16 protein-coding genes are annotated in these 19,780 nt (G+C 41.9%); 10 read left to right on the forward strand and 6 right to left on the reverse strand.

Translation table 11 applies throughout. From position 1 onward, the window contains the following. The first annotated feature begins 40 nt into the window (after window positions 1–40). The 5 genes from ODOSP_RS06515 (at window position 41) to ODOSP_RS06535 (ending at window position 5,113) form a co-directional block, all read left to right on the forward strand. Window positions 41–1,234, forward strand: coding sequence for an FprA family A-type flavoprotein (locus tag ODOSP_RS06515; RefSeq protein WP_013611571.1), 1,194 nt, complete (start codon window positions 41–43; stop codon window positions 1,232–1,234). A gap of 448 nt (window positions 1,235–1,682) precedes the next feature. Continuing rightward, window positions 1,683–2,732 carry a TolB-like 6-bladed beta-propeller domain-containing protein gene (locus ODOSP_RS06520; protein ID WP_013611572.1) on the forward strand — a complete coding sequence of 350 codons (1,050 nt, stop codon included), beginning with the start codon at window positions 1,683–1,685 and terminating at the stop codon, window positions 2,730–2,732. Between the two features lie 20 nt (window positions 2,733–2,752). Continuing rightward, window positions 2,753–3,253 carry a hypothetical protein gene (locus ODOSP_RS06525; RefSeq protein WP_013611573.1) on the forward strand — a complete coding sequence of 167 codons (501 nt, stop codon included), beginning with the start codon at window positions 2,753–2,755 and terminating at the stop codon, window positions 3,251–3,253. A 59-nt stretch (window positions 3,254–3,312) separates the two neighbouring features. Beyond that, window positions 3,313–4,494, forward strand: a complete 1,182-nt coding sequence (locus tag ODOSP_RS06530) for a hypothetical protein (protein WP_013611574.1) — start codon at window positions 3,313–3,315, stop codon at window positions 4,492–4,494. 58 nt (window positions 4,495–4,552) lie between these two features. Continuing rightward, window positions 4,553–5,113, forward strand: coding sequence for a redoxin domain-containing protein (locus tag ODOSP_RS06535; protein WP_013611575.1), 561 nt, complete (start codon window positions 4,553–4,555; stop codon window positions 5,111–5,113). Here the strand turns inward: ODOSP_RS06535 and ODOSP_RS06540 are convergent. Further along, window positions 5,110–5,781: a response regulator transcription factor gene (locus ODOSP_RS06540; protein ID WP_013611576.1), complete on the reverse strand. Its 672-nt coding sequence runs from the start codon at window positions 5,779–5,781 to the stop codon at window positions 5,110–5,112. The two genes, ODOSP_RS06535 and ODOSP_RS06540, sit on opposite strands and share 4 nt — an antisense overlap. After that, window positions 5,769–6,956, reverse strand: coding sequence for a sensor histidine kinase (locus ODOSP_RS06545; protein ID WP_147347779.1), 1,188 nt, complete (start codon window positions 6,954–6,956; stop codon window positions 5,769–5,771). Before ODOSP_RS06545 ends, ODOSP_RS06540 begins: the two co-directional genes overlap by 13 nt. 252 nt (window positions 6,957–7,208) lie before the next feature. Between ODOSP_RS06545 and ODOSP_RS06550 the strand changes: the two genes are divergently transcribed. The 3 genes from ODOSP_RS06550 (at window position 7,209) to ODOSP_RS06560 (ending at window position 10,641) form a co-directional block, all read left to right on the forward strand. Next, window positions 7,209–7,457, forward strand: a complete 249-nt coding sequence (locus ODOSP_RS06550; protein WP_041556498.1) for a hypothetical protein — start codon at window positions 7,209–7,211, stop codon at window positions 7,455–7,457. Window positions 7,458–7,464: 7 nt separating this feature from the next. Beyond that, entirely contained in the window at window positions 7,465–8,535 is a 1,071-nt protein-coding gene (locus ODOSP_RS06555; protein ID WP_013611580.1) for a BF3164 family lipoprotein, read from the forward strand. A gap of 987 nt (window positions 8,536–9,522) precedes the next feature. Next, complete coding sequence (locus tag ODOSP_RS06560; protein WP_113028684.1) at window positions 9,523–10,641, forward strand: O-antigen ligase family protein; 1,119 nt, start codon at window positions 9,523–9,525, stop codon at window positions 10,639–10,641. Here the strand turns inward: ODOSP_RS06560 and ODOSP_RS06565 are convergent. Both ODOSP_RS06565 and ODOSP_RS06570 read right to left on the reverse strand, forming a co-directional pair. Further along, window positions 10,617–11,282 carry a response regulator transcription factor gene (locus tag ODOSP_RS06565; protein WP_013611582.1) on the reverse strand — a complete coding sequence of 222 codons (666 nt, stop codon included), beginning with the start codon at window positions 11,280–11,282 and terminating at the stop codon, window positions 10,617–10,619. The genes ODOSP_RS06560 and ODOSP_RS06565 overlap by 25 nt on opposite strands. Window positions 11,283–11,291: 9 nt before the next feature. Then, the gene (locus tag ODOSP_RS06570; RefSeq protein ID WP_013611583.1) at window positions 11,292–12,572 is read right to left on the reverse strand and encodes a sensor histidine kinase; all 1,281 of its coding nucleotides are present in this window, start codon (window positions 12,570–12,572) and stop codon (window positions 11,292–11,294) included. 900 nt (window positions 12,573–13,472) lie between these two features. Between ODOSP_RS06570 and lepB the strand changes: the two genes are divergently transcribed. Continuing rightward, window positions 13,473–14,351 (forward strand): signal peptidase I, encoded by an 879-nt coding sequence (lepB, locus tag ODOSP_RS06575; protein ID WP_013611584.1) that lies wholly within the window; start codon window positions 13,473–13,475, stop codon window positions 14,349–14,351. A gap of 55 nt (window positions 14,352–14,406) precedes the next feature. Here the strand turns inward: lepB and ODOSP_RS06580 are convergent, their stop codons facing one another. Further along, complete coding sequence (locus ODOSP_RS06580; RefSeq protein WP_013611585.1) at window positions 14,407–16,689, reverse strand: bifunctional dihydroorotate dehydrogenase B NAD binding subunit/NADPH-dependent glutamate synthase; 2,283 nt, start codon at window positions 16,687–16,689, stop codon at window positions 14,407–14,409. Window positions 16,690–16,907: 218 nt separating this feature from the next. Between ODOSP_RS06580 and ODOSP_RS06585 the strand changes: the two genes are divergently transcribed. Beyond that, entirely contained in the window at window positions 16,908–17,240 is a 333-nt protein-coding gene (locus tag ODOSP_RS06585) for a translation initiation factor (protein WP_013611586.1), read from the forward strand. Window positions 17,241–17,389: 149 nt separating this feature from the next. Here the strand turns inward: ODOSP_RS06585 and ODOSP_RS06590 are convergent, their stop codons facing one another. Continuing rightward, window positions 17,390–19,780, reverse strand: coding sequence for an ABC transporter permease (locus tag ODOSP_RS06590; RefSeq protein WP_013611587.1), 2,391 nt, complete (start codon window positions 19,778–19,780; stop codon window positions 17,390–17,392).

Genomic DNA, 19,780 nt, shown 5'->3' on the forward strand with positions numbered 1-19,780 from the left:
AACTAACTTTGCAAAGAATATAAGATTAAATCAACGACATATGAATAATGCTATCAAAATCAAAGACAACATCTACTGGATCGGCGTAAATGACAGAAGAACTCATATTTTCGAAAACTACTGGCCTCTCCCTAAAGGAGTAGCCTACAATTCGTATGTGATTGCAGACGAAAAAGTAGTCGTCATAGATACCGTCGAACGCAGCCGGATGGATGATTATCTGAATAGTCTGCAAGCTGTGCTCCAAGGCCGGAAGGTTGATTATTTGATCATCAATCATATGGAACCGGACCATACGGGAGCAATCAAAAACCTGCTCTGCCATTATCCCGACCTGACGGTAGTGGGCAACTGTAAAACTTTCCCCATGCTCCAAAATTATTACGGAGTAGATTCCAACTTGCTCGAAGTAAAGGAAGGCGATTCACTGAACATCGGTAAACGTACCCTGAATTTTTATATGGTTCCGATGTTGCACTGGCCCGAAACCATGGTTACCTATCTACCGGGCGAGAATATCGTATTCAGCGGGGATGTGTTCGGAGCTTTCGGAACCCTGGACGGTGGTATTTTCGATGACCAGGTCGATCTGGATTACCTGGAAGAGGAAATCAGCCGTTATTATTCGAATATCGTCGGGAAATACGGTATGCCGGCACAAACAGCCCTGAAGAAATTGAATACACTCACTTTCAACACGATATGTGCCACCCATGGTCCGATCTGGCGCTCACATGTGTGTGATATCATCGCTAAATATGAAAAATGGAGTAAATACGAAACCGAAGAAGGAGTGGTGATCGCTTTCAGCAGTATGTACGGTCACACGGAGCAGATGGCGGACACGATCGGACGTTTCCTCGCCGAACAAGGCGTTAAAAAGATACGGATCCACGACACTTCGAAGACACATCCTTCTTATATCATCAACGATATTTTCCGCTACAAAGGAGTGATCCTCGGCAGTTGTGCCTATAACGGCGGTATCTTCCCAACTATGGAAACCCTGTTGTGCGAACTGGAAAATATGGGCATTAAAAATCACCTTCTGGCCTATTTCGGTAATAAAACCTGGGGAGGCGGAGCCATCCCCCGACTGAAAGCTTTTGCAGAAAAAATGAAGTGGGAAGTGGTAGCAGAACCCAATGAAGCACTCGGAGCTATGAAATCTTCCGACATCGAGCAATGTAAAGCTATCGCCCAAGCTATGGCAGAAAAAATTAAAAAGAGTTGATAAGTTGATGAGTTAAAAGAGTTGCTAAGTTACTGAGTAACTAAGATATGAGTTGGAGAAGTTAAAAGAATTATTAAGTTGAGAAGAGTTTATAATCCCCATACTTATTTCAATTCAGTGTAATTTTATTGAAAACTTATTTAACTCAGCAACTCTTTTAACTCAGTAACTCAGCAACTCTCCAAGAAGATTGTTACTGTTATCCCCAATCCGAATTTTTTCTGGTCATAGATGAATGTAGCCGACGTCTTTTCACCTATTCCCAAAATCCCCCAAAACCGAAACCAGGCTCCCTTAACTAATATAACTTGTAATCCTTTTTAAAACTTTATTCATTATCTGATTTTAAGCTGTAACTAATCAGCTCGTCCTCCGTCCTACATGTGATATCTCGGTTTTTGACCGGATCAAATGGACCACCAGGTTACAAATGAATAAAATCAAGCATATGAATAAAACTCTACTTTTCCTGCTGTTAGCAGGACTCCTGATTTCCTGTAAACCCACTCCCCCATCCGGAGATAACGGGGAGATCGTTCCCCTGACTTCGGAATGTTTGTTAAAAAACAGTGACCTATATATGAAATATCCATATAAAATAAAAGTACAGGATTCTATAATGTGTATTTGGGACCTGCATGGAGGAGATCGGTTCTATCATCTCTATTCTTATCCTGAGCTGCAATTCATCACTTCCTTTGCCGTGAACGGCCGCGGGCCGGAAGAATATATTTCGACAGGGGGATTTTGTATGGACAAGCAACATATTTATGTTTTCGACACTAGCCGGGCCCGCCTTTCGATCTTCCGGAAAGACAGTCTGATGCAACAACGCATTTCCCCTGCCCGGATAATCGACTACCCTCAAGCCGGCATTCCGATACTGAATTTTTGCCGGACGGACCAAGGGTTTGCCTTGCTCAATTTCGACGGACCGGAACGGATTGCATTTATCGATACTTGTGGACATCTGCTGAACAAAAAATACGAGATTCCGTGGGGAAATACCGCAAAAAACAAAGCCTACCCGACGATGACAGCCTCACTATGGAACTCTTATCTCGACTATAATCCCGACAATCACCTATTAGTCCTTGTCACCCAAAACGGAGAATTACTGGAAATCCATAACCTGGCGTCGGATTCTTCCCGGTTCATTGTCGGCAAAGGAGGTGAACCTGATTTTTTGAGTGATAAAAACGGACTCCTTGTCGGCAAAATCAAGGGTTATCAGGATGTACAAGTCGGGAAAAAAGCCATCTACACCTTATTCTCGGGCACCGATCACCAAGAAGAACTCAAAAAAATGATGAAGGGGCAGCCTACTCCTGATGGTGGCAATTTGTTTTTAGTATACGACCTCGACGGTAAGCTGATCCGGAAATTTTTGCTCGATCACTATACCAATGGTATAGATGTCCACGAAGACAGCAATATACTTTATACCGTAAGTTCTTCTGAAGAAAATGCAATCAACAAATATCGGTTACCACTCTGATAGCCTATTACTGAAAATCTATGAAAAAAATTTTTTATTACCTTTTGCCTCTCTTCTTGTTGAGTCAGTCCGGAACAGCCCAACAAGATTCATTGACTTTACGGATTACAGACGAAAAAGGCCAGATCATCATCGGAGCCGTAGTCCTGCAATATCCCGAATCGTATCTTCTCGGAGCCTCTAATGAAAAAGGTGAGGTAGAAATAAAGGGGCTCCATATCCCCGCTCGGCAACAACTCGTTTTTCAATGCCTGGGATATGAGATGAAAGCCCTGCCTTTTCAAGAAGTGAAACAACATCCGAACGTCCGGTTAAAAGAAAAAATCACCGAATTGCCCGAAGCAGTAGTCCTCGCACAACCACTGCCTCGACTTCTCGCTCTCACTCACAAACAACTTTACAAAAAATACCCGGCGAAAAAAGAATATGTCCGGTATTATGCCCCTGCCTCCTACTATAAATCGGTAGAATGTAAAGGCCATTGCGTAAATCTACGCCATGAATACGGGCTTTTCATTTGATGAAAGCCCAAACGGCCAGAACCATCCTTTTCAATCACTTTTTTAAACCCTAATCCGTCATGATAAAAGTCTTTATCTACAGCTGTCTGCTCCTCGTTTTCCTCATAAATTGTAAAAGCAACATCCCGGAAGCCCGGAATAAGACCGATTATTCACAAATTACTCATTATTCGTCACGTTCCGCTCATCCGATATCTTCCGTCAATTTCGATACCATACGAATCGATGCCGGTAATGAAAACGAAATGACTTCCCTGCTAGGGAGTTTTCTTTTTCTGGGAGATACCCTTTGTTTTGCCGACCGGGAACAATCTACCCTATTCCTCTACGATCGGGACGGGCGTTTTTTGGGTACCCATCTATCCTACGGAAGAGGTCCGCAGGAAATACAGGGGATCTATGAGATTACCGCACTCCCACAAGGAGGTTATGCAATTATAAACGACTGGCATTTGAATATTTTCGATCAAAGTTGGGGAGGGAAACAACAGTTACGGATCGACTGGCAAAACGATAAAACCCCCGAAATCCTGCTCGCTTCTCCAGGTCCTGACGAAAGTGGAATTTACGAAATTGAACACTTTACCGGTCGATTATGCCCACTGGGAAACTATCTGGCCATCGCTATCGTTACCGACTGTATTACTTACAACGGTTTCCGTTCGAACAGCCAGGCAGCTCATTTTTATGAAAACAGTTATACCCTGGGACTCATCGATCCCCGTACCGGCAAAGTAGAACGGATGATGTGTACCCATTCTCCCATTTATAAACAGTACCGTTATATTCCTAATTTCAAGTCGATTCTATTCGATACCGATACAGAAAATACCTTATTTTATTCTTTCCAGATCGACTCCCTGATCTATCAAACGGACTTTAAGAACAATACCCTGCAATCTTTCGGCCTAGCCGGCCATCCGATGAATACGGATTACAGAGAAACCAATACTTTCGAAGAAGCCACTAACAATTACAAGGAAGATTATAAAAAATTCGGTTCTTACCGTTACCTGAAATACATCCCTGAAACCAAAGTCCTGTTCAGAAACTTTTATCATGGAGAACCTTCTTGCGGGGAAACCGTTCAAGCCTATAAAAATCAGACCCTGGTAGCAGAATTCAATGTACCCGACAACTTTCGGATATTCGGTTATTCAGCCCCTTATTACTATGCGTATGGCAAACCAGATCTCGACACCGAAAATATGATTATTTACAAATTCAAATTGGAAATTTAAACACGATTGACAAAACTTTTCTAATTTTGCATTCATAAATAGAAAACATCTATCGATTATGGTAAAATTTTTTAGTATTTGCCTGGTGGTATTACTCCTCTGTAGTTGCCATTCACGCCGGAAAGAAATAGCTCGAATCGTTGAAGAATGGAAAAATAAAGAAGTTATTTTTCCGGATCCCTTATTGGTAAAAGTACAAGGGCGGGATACCATCCTCCCGGATTTTCAGGAACGCAAATATAAAATCCTGAATTACATCGACACCAGTGGTTGTACGGAATGCCGGATGAAACTGGCCGAATGGCAATTATTGAAACAGGAAATCGATAGTCTGGGCTACGATGTCGACATCCTATTCGTTGCCTGGGTCCACAATTACGACGAATTGGAAATCCTGCAACGTGCCAATCGTTGTCAGCTACCCTTCCTATACGATCCGCAGGGGGATATGCAAAAAATCAACCAGTTTCCTGCCGAACCGGCTTTCCAAACTTTCCTGCTCGATTCGCTCAACCGGGTCCTGCTTATCGGTAGTCCGGTCGAAAACGATAAAATCTGGACCCTCTACCAACGTTCCCTCTCCTCTTTAAACTCCGGGATTCCAGGCCGGAATCCCTAGCGGGTCACTTTGAGCATATAGCCGTTAAATTTGTCAGTGACAATGGAAGCCGAAGTCAGTGAAATTTTATGCCGTAGAATACTGATGTATTTATTCAACTGCAAATGCAATTTATAATCATCCTTATCCCATCCTGCTTTGATCAATAATTCACGGGAAACTGTTTTCTCGCGGTTACGGCAAAGCATGGTAAAGATTTTAAATTCCAATCCCACCAATTTTTCTTTTCTTTCTCCGATCCATAATTCTCCGGAAAGCAGATCGAAAAATGATTTTTCTCCCAAGCAGATTTTATCACTGCCATTTTTACTTAGACAATTATACACCTGTGCTGCCACAACGGCAGGCGCGCAATTTTTCACCAGATAGGTATAGGCGCCACTTTCGAGTCCACGCATCTGGTTGGCTTCATCCCCTAACGAACTGTAGATCACTATCGGTGTATAGTGGTCGGTAAGCCGGATAATTTGCAGCACCTCAAACCCATTATGACCAGGCATATCGACATCCAGCAAAACAACATTCGGTTGCCGCTCCCGGAACAGCTTCAGTGCCTCCGTCCCATTGGTAGCTACGATTACTTCAAATCCCCTCTCTTCGAGTTGCTCCGCAACCTCCATCACAGTCAGAGGATCATCCTCTGCATATAAAACCTTCAATTTTTCCATGATACCTGTGGTAAAATAATTAAAAACTTGCTACCGTTTCCTATTTCACTCTCTATATGTATTTTCCCTCCGTAAGCACAAACCACTTTATGTACGAAGGTCAACCCCAAACCAAATCCTGTTGTTTTCGTGACTTGCTGATTTCTGACACGATAGAATTGTTTAAAAATCTGTTTTTGATCTTTAGGTGCAATTCCCATGCCATTGTCTTCAACAACCAAAATATAATCAGTCCCCTCTTCATAGAAATTAATTTTAACGACCGGATGAGCTCCTCCATATTTAATAGCATTGTCCACTAAATTGATAACAATATAATTGAAATATATTTTATCGAGGCAAGGGTATCCGAGTCCTTCGGCAATGTGATACTCCACCCGGGCATGTTTTCGGATCATCGTAAACATTTCTGTGATCATCTCCAATTCCAGTTGCAGGTCGATCGGTTCGCGTTCCACCTCCAAAACCGAAGTTTTTAAAGAGGTCAGCATAGTATCGGTAATATCGGCCATCTTCATCAAACGTGCCTTTATCATCCCTAACTTTACTTCATCTGTAGGACATAAAACAGATTCCTTCCGTTTCAACATCCCTCCTATCGCCGAAATCATCGTAGCTAAAGGCTTTTTCAGCTCATGTTCCAAATGGGCAATTCCCATGGTCTGTACCCGTACACTTCTTAGCGTCATCTTTATCGAATTCCATTGCCAGACTAAACAAATAACGAAACCAATCAGAAAAAGTAATTCAATCCATAATACTCCTTTAAGGGCTCGGAAAACGAAAGGAAGTTTGAAGGAGGCCGTGATTTGGTGTTTGTAATCGTATCCTAAATTTAGCGGAGAAGTAGTAATACTATTAGGTTCTACATTAAGCTTATCTGACAATAATAACTTATTTCCATCTAACCCCTTAATTATTAAATAAGGACTTTCAGATATACCTTTTTCTTGTAATGCTTTATGATATAAAACAGCAATCTTCTGTATATCTAAACATTTGTTCTCAAATAAACAATCATAAACAACTTGCCGGCCTAAACTAATATATTTCTCCATTGAATTAATTTTAAGCCTTTTTTCTGTATTATTGTATTTCCAACAAAATTCATCCTCATTAGCTAAACTATACCCTAATTTCAATTTCTTAATAGCAAAAGGAGCTTGATTATCCAAAAAAATCTGAATAATATCCTACAATACATAATCAGCAGTTTTTCGAAACTCATCGACTTTCATTTCACGCACTCTATACATCCATGCCCCTTGTCCTAATAATACACATATTAACAGTACCACAGATAAACGCCCCATTATACGTATTCTACTCTTCATACACCTAATTTATAGAATATTATAGAATATATTTTTTTACAAAATTAAGAATCTTTCCTAAGTTTGCCATCCGAAAACGAACAAATACTCAAAATGAAGAAAAAAGTAAAATTTTTAATTGGTGGAATAGTCTTTTCTATTTCTTTATCTATCAATTTCATTATTTCCTCAAATTCTGAAGAAACTATTTTATATTTTGATAATATAGACGCGATTGCAGAAAAAGAATCCGGAGACGATTTTACTCCTACCTGTATAAAAGCAGGTTACTTATGTACGGGCATAGACAAGAATGGTAATATGGGAACATTTGATGGATTAAGTGCTGAAATGCATAATTAAAATTAGTATGAAAAAATTACACTATATCATCATCTCTGCCCTCCTGGTTGGAGGTTGTCAATCTGATCCGAGATTAGAGAGTGAAGCTTCGCCGTTGGTACGGACGAAAGTTTCAGAGCTTTATTACGCTCAATCGGATAATATCGATTTAGAGGCATTAAACATTGTATCCCCTTCTAAATTTGTAAAGAAAGGAAACTTATATGCCATCCTGACCCCGAACAGTGCTTATCGTTTTGCCATATACGACAGTGAAAGCGGCAACGTCACCCGTTTAGTACCGGCAGGAAAAAACGAAGGTGAAGGGATGTACTATATTAGCATGAATCTACAAGGCGATATCGTTTCAGCCTTTGATTTCGGTTCCGGGCGATTGGTTGAAATCGACCTAAACGAATATGCCACGCCAGGTTACCGACCTGTTTTCACCAGTCTTGCAGAAGATGGAAAGACTCCATTCGGAGCAATCCGACTCGATGAAAGAATTTTATCCACAGGTCTCTACACTGCAGGGCGTTATTGTATTAGTCAGGCCACAGGGTACAACTCCTATAGCGTAAGTTATCCAACCTGTGCCGACCCCACTCTAACCGACACGTTAAAAAGTATTTTCTATGCCAGTAATATTTTGGCTCTGAATCCTATGCATTCCAAAGTCGCCTGTGCTAATATGCAATCCGGTTGTCTGGATATCTGTGAAATTCATGATAACGAACTGAGTCGTATCAATGAAGTCCATATGACTACCCCAAGAGTTAAATTCAACAGACATCGTCCGAAAGGTCGTGGCCTGACTCATCCGGTGACTTATTCCCGAAATAACCTGTTCGGATTCTGCGATTTGGCGGTATCGGAGAATTATATTTTCGCTCTGTATTCAGGAAGAACCCTGAAAGATTATAATCTGGATGTGGACAAAGGAAAAACAATCGTAGTATTCGATTGGAATGGTTCACATGTCCGGACTTATCAATTACAGAATGCTTGTTCAGCAATCAGCTATGATGCAGCGGACAATACAATTTATGCGCTGTCACAAGAAGGCAACAAACCTCAAATCATTACGCTGAATTTATAGATTCAAGCAGGGGATATTCTACCCGACGACGAGTATTGGAGAGAGCAAGTTGAGCAGTTAACTATTTTTTCCTAAGGGCTGCGTTTCTCGTTCCTCTCCTTTTTTATTTCTTCAGGCGAAAGTTATAATTGCCAATTATTTTTATAAATGGTATAGTCCGCAGGTCCCTCACGAAGGATTTTATTGCATTAGCCAGATCACAAAACACAACTTCTATAGTCCGAGTCATTCCACCTGTACCGACTCCACTATAACCGACACGCTAAAAAGTGTTTTATACCAGTAACATTTTGGCTCTGATCTCTACGTATTCAAGAGTGGTCTGTACCAGATACCACTGTTTACCAACAAGTTAATGATCATTTTTTAGAATGGTATATTAAAGAATATAGACTGTTTTTTAGTTAAAAAGATCTTTTCTACATTTACAGTGTAGAAACAAATAAACAACAGATGAAGAAGAAGTAAACCGTAGCTTATCACTTTAGTTATATAAAGTCAGCCGGTTAAAACTAAATACAACGCAAAGGAGAGAGCATAGTAAAAGTGGAAAAAAACATTTCCCAAGCCCACTTTTCTTGTTCCTCTCCTTTTTTAGTTCCTTCTTATCAAAATGTTTTAGCAACAAACAACTCACAATAAATAGATTATCGATTATTTTAATTTTTGGTATATTAAAGAACATAGACCATTCTTTAGAAAAAATAATCTTTTCTAAGTTTGTCATGTAAAGACAAAAACAAATAATGAAGCATAGATGATAAATGATGGGGAGAATATCAGGTAGGTGATAAAACCCTAAGATTAAATAGTTGACACACAGCAACTATTTGGTGGAGAGTGAACCGAAGTTAGATAGAAATCCCAAGTCAATCTTTCTGAAGTTCCTCTTCATTTGTTTTTAGATAACAGAAAGCGATTTTTTAAATTGCAATGGAGTCGGCAAAGTATTAACTCTAGTTTTGCAATCAAGTGATTAACAAAAATTTGGGACCAGTACGGCAGCTGGTGTTTTATTTTCATCTCCAAGATTTATGGGGTATTTTGTTTATGGGAAATGCTTTTCTCAACAGTGAGTCTTCTCATTTTTCAGATATACAGGCATTTAATCTCATTCTGTTGGGAATTCTTTATCTTACGGTAAGGATATTGTCAGGACTTTCCCAATATATTCAGCTAACGGTAGTCTTAGGGTTACTTTTCTATTTCTTAGGTGAAGCAATAGCAGGTTTCGGTCAGATCCACGATTTCGTAGCTCCCCGCCATCTTATAGCTCAGATGAGCGGCAGTTTCCAAAATTCTGAAAGCTATGACGGTCTTTTGGCTTGTCTGCTCCCGTTATCTCTTTCCCTGGCTCTCCGGGCGAACGATGCTCCGAGTAAAAGGTATCTCGTTGTACCTGTGTTATCGGGATTCTGTACATTTCTGGTGCTCACTCTAATTCCAGCCAGCATGAATCCTTGTTGCTGGTTTATTGCAGGAATAGGATGTTATGTTGTAGTTCTCTACCATTTCCGGACTTTCCGTAGCTATAAGTTATTATTACGTTGGTATCCGAAGAGGGTTATTTTCTTTACCCTACTCCTTTTTGTCCTCCTATTTAAGATCGGAGACTCGATGTACACCTCGATGAAAAATCCGGAAGCAGATTGTACTTTTTTATGGGAACAAAGCGTCGGACTTATCCGTCGATCTCCGGATCAGGGATATGGCTTAGGAAGTTTCAGCCAACTGGTATCCACTCCTCATCTTTCTGAAAAAGGTTCTATTTCGCCCGATTCTCCTGAAATATGGGCTATCGACAACCATACTTCCTACTGTTTTAACGAATATTTACGGATCACGGTAGAAAACGGAATACCAGGTCTCCTCTGGTTTCTCTTATTCCTGATCACGGCTTTTTACAATGCCCTTCGCTGCGGACAAATCGGTCTTAGCGGTTGTCTGTTAGCTTTCGGTATATTTGCTTATTTTTCGAACATTTTCGATATTATTCCTTTGAGTATAATCTTGACAATTATACCGGCACTCTGCGGTAGAAGGCTACCGTTCCTGCAACCTCATTGCAGGAAACGTCCCGCTTATTGTTCGATTTTAAGCCAATAACCCAGGGGCTTTTCGGTAAGGATATATACCGAATGATCACCTTTCAGCAATTTTCGTAAACGGCTGACCATTTTGTTGAGTTGCAGACTGCAGTTAGGGGCCTGACTATTCCAACCTGCTTTCAGTAAATCTTCGCGAGCAACCAGGGTATTGCGGTTTTTACATAGGATGGAAAATATCTTATTCTCCAACATGGTGAGGTGATAGACAACATCCGACACCCTCAGGTTACAAGCCGAAAAATCATATTCGACCTGTTTACTCAAACGGATCACTTCCTCCCCACTTCGGGCAATGCATCGCTGGATTTGGGCTAACAGCAGCGTCGGACTATAATTTTTCAGTAAGTAAACGTTAGCGCCCCATTCCAAACCTTTGATCTGTTTTTCTTCATCAATCAGGCAACTATAAATAATGACAGGTGTTTGACTATCCTGAAGCCGTATAAACTGCAAGACCTCGAGTCCGTCTTTTCCAGGCATATCCACATCAAGAACGATCAGATCGGGTTTACAGGCAATAAATTTTTCCAGGGCTTCATTGCCATCGTAGGCGACAATAACTTCATAACCATTATTCTCCAGTTTTTCCTGAACTTCCATGACTGTCATAGAATCATCTTCTGCATACAAAATTGTCATTTTCCGTTTTTATTGTGGTAATACGACGATAAAGCTGCTGCCTACTCCAACTTTGCTTTCCACCTGAATATCTCCCCCATAGGTATCCACCACCTTCCGGACAAAGGTCAATCCTAAGCCAAAGCCCGTCGTTCTACGCACGCACCTAGTATTCATCCGATAAAATGCCCGGAAAATACGCTTCTGTTCTCGTTTTGGAATGCCGATCCCATTATCTCTGACAGCGATTACAAAATTATCATTTTCTTTCCAACAATCAATGGTTACACAAGGATGATCACCACTATATTTTATAGCATTATCTACAAGGTTGACCACCATATAAAAGAAATAGACCTGATCCAGACAGGCCGAAGCAGCCTCGGGAGTGATATGAAAACTCACTTTGGCATAGGGTTTGAGTATCTCGAAAAGTTCGAGTACCATGTCCATTTCTTGTCTGACATTCAAATCGGCACACTTGAATTGGGGCATGGAATTACCACAAATCATGAGTAAAGTATCTGTCATATCAGCCATTTTGATCAATCTTACCCGCATCATTTTCAATTTCAGCTGCTCCCGTGCGGTCAGGATATCTTTGTTACTTTCCATCAGATCCTCTACTGCATTCAATAAAATCGCTATCGGTTTTTTCAGCTCATGTTCTAGATGAGCAGCCCCCATCATCTTTACTTCCGAAGTTTTCCAAAAAGTGTGAATGTAATGCCATTGCCACAATAAACTCAATATAAAACCGAGTAAAAAAATAACTTCCACCAGCAAGATACCCATAAAAGCGTTGAATACAAAAGGGAGTTCGAAGGAAGCGATCAGGTGATGCTGAAATCCGCATCCCAAATTTGCCGGCACTGCCTGAATTAACTTATCGGAGCCGGAAACTTTCCCGCAAGTGAGTAAGATATGACCTGTATTCCGGTCTGAGATGGCCCAACAAACCAACGGAGGCATAGAACGTTCGGTCAAGGCATTCCGCAATAAAGAATCGAGTCGTCTCACATCGAGCTCCCGATTCTCGTACAAATCATCATATACCAAGTGGATTTTATCCTCAGAAAACACATAGAAATGATTTACCGGAAAACATTTTTCATCTTTATTTTCTCTTAATCTCCCATTACGGAAAGAAGAATCTCTACCATAAGCCAAATACTTAAGCCCCTCGTCTGCAATATATTCCTCCGCCACTTCCGAAAGAAGATAACCTGCCCGCATTTTGAATTCTTTAACTTTCAATTCACGCACATGATAGATCCAGACTCCTTGTCCTAAGAGAAACAAGAATAACATAAGGAGCGTTAATACATTGATAATCTTTATATTATTATTCACCACATAAAAGTTTTGTAAAAAGAATATTATAGAATACTTGTTTTAGCACAAAAATATAAATCTTTTATAATTTTGCTTTTGAAAAAACAAAAAACAATATTCAAAAAAGAGAAAAAACTGACATTTATAAATAATGATATAATTATATCAGTTTTCTTATTTCAGTAAAGAAATTAATTAATTTAAAAATAATATATAAAAAATAAATACAAACAAGTAATATTTACGTGCCTACAGTTCATAAACCGACTTAACCTATTAGAAAAAGAAAAACAACATCAGAATATTTTGTAGAATTACCCATATTTCAAAATATAATGAGGTATTGAAATAGCCAGACCGGCAAGAACAAACGCTATATTTGAGTTACCTAGGATTGCCGACCTCACTATAAAGACGTTGCAAAGCGTTCTTGTTTATTCCGTAACGAAAAAAGCAAGCATTATCGCTCTTGCCCGGTCTGAGCTAATTTGAAAGTTTTATATAATGAATCAAGCAATAGAAAGCATAACTAGATGATCACTGCCGACTCATCTACATGGGAGGAAAAGAAACCAAGGAAAGTATTCCCAAGTTAATCCTTACAGGTTCTACCTCCCTTTCTTTTTGTCACTATTTCAACATATTCTTCACTTCTCCCTTCTGACATACACAGGCATACCGACCAGTTCTTTTTCATATTTTTCCTTTAAACTCTCTTCAAATTTAAACATTTTTTGCAAGCGGTCCCCTCAGGCTGTAACTCACGGGGAAGGGAGAAAGCGGGCTATTGTTAAAAAAATAGTGGAAAGTGATATATTCTTAAAATTATCGTTAACTTCAACCGTTCAATAAAACGGTGTTTCCGATCAGATTATAATGAAAAAAATTATCAAAAATATACTTCAATATATTGCAGTCATCGTTATTTCGTTAGTGATAGCAATCTTGTTACGACTGTTTGTCGTCGATTTTTATTCCATCCCCAGCGACTCCATGCAACCGACGATAGAACCGGGAGATTTTATTATGGTAAATAAATTGAGTTTCGGTGCGCGGATGTATAAAAATTTCGATTTTCTGAAAGACCGAACAGAACCGGAAACTTACCGGATCAAAGGCTTCTCGAAAATTCATAATGGGGATGTGCTGGTTTTTAATTTTCCCTATTCAGGAGGATGGGACAGGATCAGTATGCACCTTTCCCGTTTCTATGTCAAACGCTGCATCGGTATACCGGGCGATAGTCTGCAAATCAAAGGGGGATTTTATGAAATCAACGGTAGGCGGGGAATAGGCAATCTGAACGATCAGGAGATGCTTTCCAATTATCGGGGTGAATATCCGCAGGGAATATACAACACTTATCCATTCGACTACCGGCTAGGCTGGAACTTTATAAATTTCGGTCCCCTTTATCTGCCCCGTAAAGGGGATACCTTACCGATCGATACTTCAGCTGTCCAGATCTATTATAAAATGATTAAATACGAAAGTGGGCTGAACTTGCAAGAGCGAGAAGGTCAGGTGTGGTGTGGCGATTCACTGGTCGAGCGTTATACTTTCCGTACCAACTGGTATTTTATGGGCGGTGACAATATGTGGAATTCTCAGGATTCGCGCTATCTGGGGCCTATCCCCGAAGAATTTATCATCGGTAAAGCGACCTTGATTCTGACAGCCAAAGATCCCGAAACGAAAGCCTATCGCTGGAGGCGTTTTTTTACCCGGATCAGGAAAGAGGTAAAGAACAGATAGGAGCTGACCACAAAAGCTAAAACTTTTGGACCAGCTCCTTCTCTATAAAGACCGATTACGATCTTAGCTGAGCATCCATATGAGCAGCTGCCCGGCGTCCGTCTCCCATAGCGAGGATCACCGTAGCTCCTCCCCGGACAATATCCCCACCGGCATAAAACTCCGGCAGATTCGACTGCATGGTAGCATCATTCACGACAATCGTACCTTTCTTAGAAACTTCCAGTCCGGCCACCGAACGGGGAACGATCGGATTAGGCGAAACTCCGACAGCTACCACTACCACATCGGCATCGATCAGGTATTCGCTCCCTTCAACCGGCACAGGACGACGACGTCCGCTGGCATCGGGTTCACCAAGTTCCATTTTCTGAACCCTGACTTGTTTTACTCTTCCCTTTTCATCAGCGATATATTCTACCGGATTGGTCAAAGTGATAAATTCGCATCCTTCTTCCTTGGCATGTTTCACCTCTTCGAGACGTGCAGGCATTTCTTCTTCACTGCGCCGGTAAACAATCATCGCTCTCTCGGCTCCCAAACGTTTAGCGGTACGAACAGAGTCCATCGCTGTATTTCCACCACCGACTACGACTACATTTTTTCCCCGGTAGACCGGCGTATCCGAAAACTCGTTATCAGCCCCCATCAAATTCACCCGGGTCAGGTATTCGTTAGAGGAAAGCACCCCATTCGCATTCTCTCCCGGAATATTCATAAAATTAGGTAAGCCTGCACCGGAAGCGACATAAAATCCTTTGAAACCCTCCTTTTTCAGGTCTTCGATACTTTCGGTCATCCCAACGATAAAGTTAGTTACAAACTTCACACCCATTTTTTTCAGGTTACCGATTTCCACATCTACGATATGATTCGGCAGACGGAATTCAGGAATACCGTATTTCAATACCCCTCCAATCTCGTGGAGCGCTTCGAAAACCGTAACCTCATAGCCTCTCTTCACCATATCTCCGGCAAATGAAAGTCCCGAGGGTCCTGAACCGATCACTGCTATTTTTATTCCGTTGGGAGCAGCCACTTCGGGTATCGCCATCTGACCGGATTCGCGTTCGAAATCAGCTGCAAAACGTTCCAGATAACCGATAGCTACCGGTGCTTTTTTCATTTTTTGCAGATAGAAACATTTCGATTCACATTGTTTTTCCTGTGGACATACCCGTCCGCACACTGCCGGCAGAGCACTGGTCTTTTTCAATACGGCAGCAGCTTCAAGAATCTCTCCACGCTCGATATTTTTAATAAATCCTGGAATATCGATCCCAACAGGACAGCCTTCCATACAGGTCGGATTAGCACAATCCTGACAACGCCGGGCTTCCCGCATAGCCATTTCTTTCGTCAGCCCGGTATTCACTTCCAGGCGCTGGCTAGAGATCCGTTCCTGAGGAGTACGTTCGGGCATTTTCACCCTTTCGATCATCGTACGCTCTTTCGCTTTCACAGTTTCGCGCAGTGCTTTCCGCCAATCGGCATTCCGATCGCTCAGAGCACATTCGCCATGATGTACGAATTCCTCCATTTTTTCGGTTTCCGCCCCTTTAAAACCTCCCAAGCGAGACAACATCTCATTGAAATCAATCTGATGGGCATCGAATTCAGGGCCGTCGACACAAGTAAATCTGGTCTTTCCACCGACAGTAACCCGGCAGGCACCACACATACCGGTACCGTCCACCATGATAGCATTCAAGCTGGCAATGGTCGGGATTTCATATTTTTTAGTGAGTAAAGCACAAAACTTCATCATGATAGCCGGTCCGATAGTTACACACAGATCCACTTTTTCACGGCCGATCACTTCTTCCATCCCCACGGTTACAACTCCTTGTTTACCATAACTTCCGTCATCGGTCATGATGATCACTTCATCGGAAGCTTTGCGCACTTCATCTTCCAGAATAATCAGTTCTTTAGTACGAGCAGCCAAAATACTCACTACCCGGTTACCGGCAGCCTTAAAGGCCCGTATAATCGGCAACAGAGGAGCCACACCGACACCACCTCCACAAGCCAACACGGTTCCCACTTTCTCTATATGAGTCGCTTTGCCCAATGGTCCTACCAAATCCGTTATATATTCTCCTTCTTCGAGATTACATAATTTGGTAGAAGAAACTCCCATTTTCTGGATCACAAGCGTAATCGTACCTTTCACCGGATCAGCGTCCGAAATCGTTAACGGCATCCGTTCGCCTTTTTCACCTACCCGTACAATCACAAAATTACCCGGTTTCCTGGATTTAGCTATTAAAGGAGCCTCGACGACCATTTGCACCACCTTCTCAGAGAAGTACGTTTTTTTCAGAATCTTATTCATTTTTTATACGTTTATAGTTCTTTGTTATATGGGCCGTATGGAATATTTTTCAATTCCACCTTTTGGTGATACAAAATTAGTGGCTATTTTCTCACAAACAACCCTTTAACAGAAAATTAAACAAAAAGTTCTATATTTGTATTTCTATTAAGAGATGGGAGAGAAGTGAAGATGAAAGATTAGGGATGTATCATCTCAGGAATTTAAGATATTAGTTTATGAAAGCAGATAAAAAGAACCGAATCCATGTAGTTTATTCCACTGATCCGAACTATAATTACGAATACAATAACGAGACAGAAGACGAGACATTACCCCCGGAAAAACAAAATCTGAGAGTAATGCTCGACTCCAAACAACGTAAAGGGAAAACGGTCACCTTAGTACAGGGCTTTGTAGGCAGGGAAGACGATCTGAAAGAACTGGCCAAACTGCTAAAAAACAAATGCGGAGTCGGCGGATCGGTAAAAGACGGAGAGATCATCATTCAGGGAGAAGTGAAAGAAAAAGTCCTGAATATCCTCCGGGAAAATAAATACCGGGCCAAATAAAGGTTGCTCCATTACGTTCCAGCGATTTTATCAATTCAATTTTCCTCTGAAAGACGATATTATCTTCTTTCAGAGGAGTTTGTCAAGTCACTTCAGCCTTCTCCTTTCTGTTTCAGCCCTTAGCCTATAGCCTCCCGGCCTTTTACCTCTTATTCATCCCTCAGTGCCTCCACCGGATTCACCCGGATGATCGCGCGTATTTTCCAGGCAATGGTCAAAGCCACCACCGTTACCATCACAAAGACTATAAAAATCCAAAAGGCCGGACCGTGACCGAAATGCAGGGTAAACCCCTGAAGCCACAAATGCATGATCCAGTTCAGAAAAGGGAAAGTAAGCACCATCGCCGCCACTAATAACCTCAGGTATAACCGGGCAAAGAGACGTACTATCACATAAGCCGATGCTCCGTTGATTTTACGGATAGCGATTTCCTTTCGTCGCCTTTCGGTATCGATACTGATCGCCGAATAAATCCCCAGAACAGTAATCGACAGACACACCAGCGTGAAAAACAGCAACATCGATTTCATCTGTTCCTGGGAGTGATTTTCTTTCTGCACCAATTCTTCCAGTGTAAAAATCCGGTTGTCCAGACTTTCCGGCACTTCTTCGGCCAGCATACGTTGCACCGTCTCCATGACCTTCGCTTTGGAGCCGGGAAGTACTTTAAGATAACACCACCTGGGATGTTCACTCAACATCCATAAACGTGCCCACGTATGACTTTCTGCATAAATCTGAGGAATAGCTTCCACCACCCCACAGATATTTATTTTTTTCCCATCGATATCTTCAAATCCATCGGTGATGACCTTTCCTCCGTATATGCCGTCGATAATCCGGTCAGCCACCCTTTGCCCCGGATACTTAAACATTTCGCCGGCAAGTACGGGAATATGAAAGAAAGAAGCAAAATTCGGTCCGGTCCGCACCTCACAGAATTCCCGGTACTGCCCTTCCCCCAGCCGAACCGTCGTCGTCGAAAAGTATCCGCCGAACAAATCCTTATCCATCGGCAAGACATCGGTGACACCGGCAATCTCTCCGAAACGGGCGATATAAGCCGTTTCCAATCCCTGCAACTGCGGATAGGTGAGATTAACTTCGAGGATATGCTCCCTCTCCTGTTTATCGAGAAAAGGAAAAATATTCTTCATATTCATTTCCGATTGTAAATAAACGGCCAGTCCGCCGGTAAAAAACAGGAAACAAATCACCAATTGCATACCCAACATCCAATTCCGTAATCTGTTTTTTCTTATTTTCAGGGAGGTTCCTATACCGGTCTGTATGCTCTGACGATTCAGCCGATGGGAAATCCCCCAGCAAACTCCCAGAAACAGGACGACACAGCCCCCCAGATATTGTAACAAATGGCGGTACAGCATAGCCGGCTCAAAAACGATCACCTGCCTCGTCAGACTAAAATCCAACCTATCGTATAGTAATTCGAGCAAACAAGCCACGATAATCCCGACAGCCATAAGCATGATCATCGTTTCGGCAAACAACAACCCCAATACCTGTCGACAGCTACTCCCGATAGCCCGGCGGATATTGTATTCCTTTTGTCGATTCAGAAAATTACCGCTGATGAAAATAAAAAAATTCAGTACCGCCACCAACAGGATCAATAATCCGATGCATAAATACCCATAGCCGAGATCATGATAATATTCCGTACTGTTCTTTCCGGGTGACAATAACTGCGGTCTTCCTTCCATTCCCGAGACAAAAACCTTATTTTTTTCGGGATCGATCCTTTGATTCACCGTTTCTTTTTTCACTCCGGGATATAGCAAAGCAAACGTCGTACATCCGGTTCCCTCTCCCGGTACATACCCGGCAAATCGGCCCTGCTGATCGTTAATCAACAGGGCATCAATCCGATTCAGGAGACTATAACTGGCATTCACCGGCAAATCCTCCATCACTCCCGACACCACATAATCGATAGCGGCCAATTCTTCCGGAGTATAATTTCTTTCGGACCTTCTTGTCAATTTATTCGGATGGAATACCTTACCGACCGGATTTTGTTTTCCAAAAATCCGACGTGCAGCAGACCGGCTCAATACTACAGCATTCTTTTGCCGGAACAACTGCCTCCAATTTCCTTCGGTCAGTTGCACCGAGAAAACCTTCTGAAAGTTGCTGTCGACCTCGATCGTATAAAGCATACAGACCAAAGGTTTTTTCTCTCCGCGTTCGAAGGTTACATTCATTTGTCCCCCATAGGATACTGCCGTACAACACTCGATCTGTCCCGGAAAAGCCGTTTCCATATCCCCGGCCAAAGTCGGCGGTGTCCCGGCAAAATAATCCTGCAACTCCCCGCCTTCTCCTACCTTGATCTGTATCTCCGCCATCCGGTCATAGTTAGGGAAGACCTTATCTATCGAAAAGAACAAACGGGCACAAAAATTACACAATACAAAACAGAGTAATCCCATCGCCAGACCGACTACCGCAATTCCGGCCGATACTTTATATTTACAGATATTGCGCCAGGCAACAATCAAAATGTGTCGAATCAT

It is taken from the genome of Odoribacter splanchnicus DSM 20712 (assembly GCF_000190535.1).
Lineage (GTDB): Bacteria > Bacteroidota > Bacteroidia > Bacteroidales > Marinifilaceae > Odoribacter > Odoribacter splanchnicus.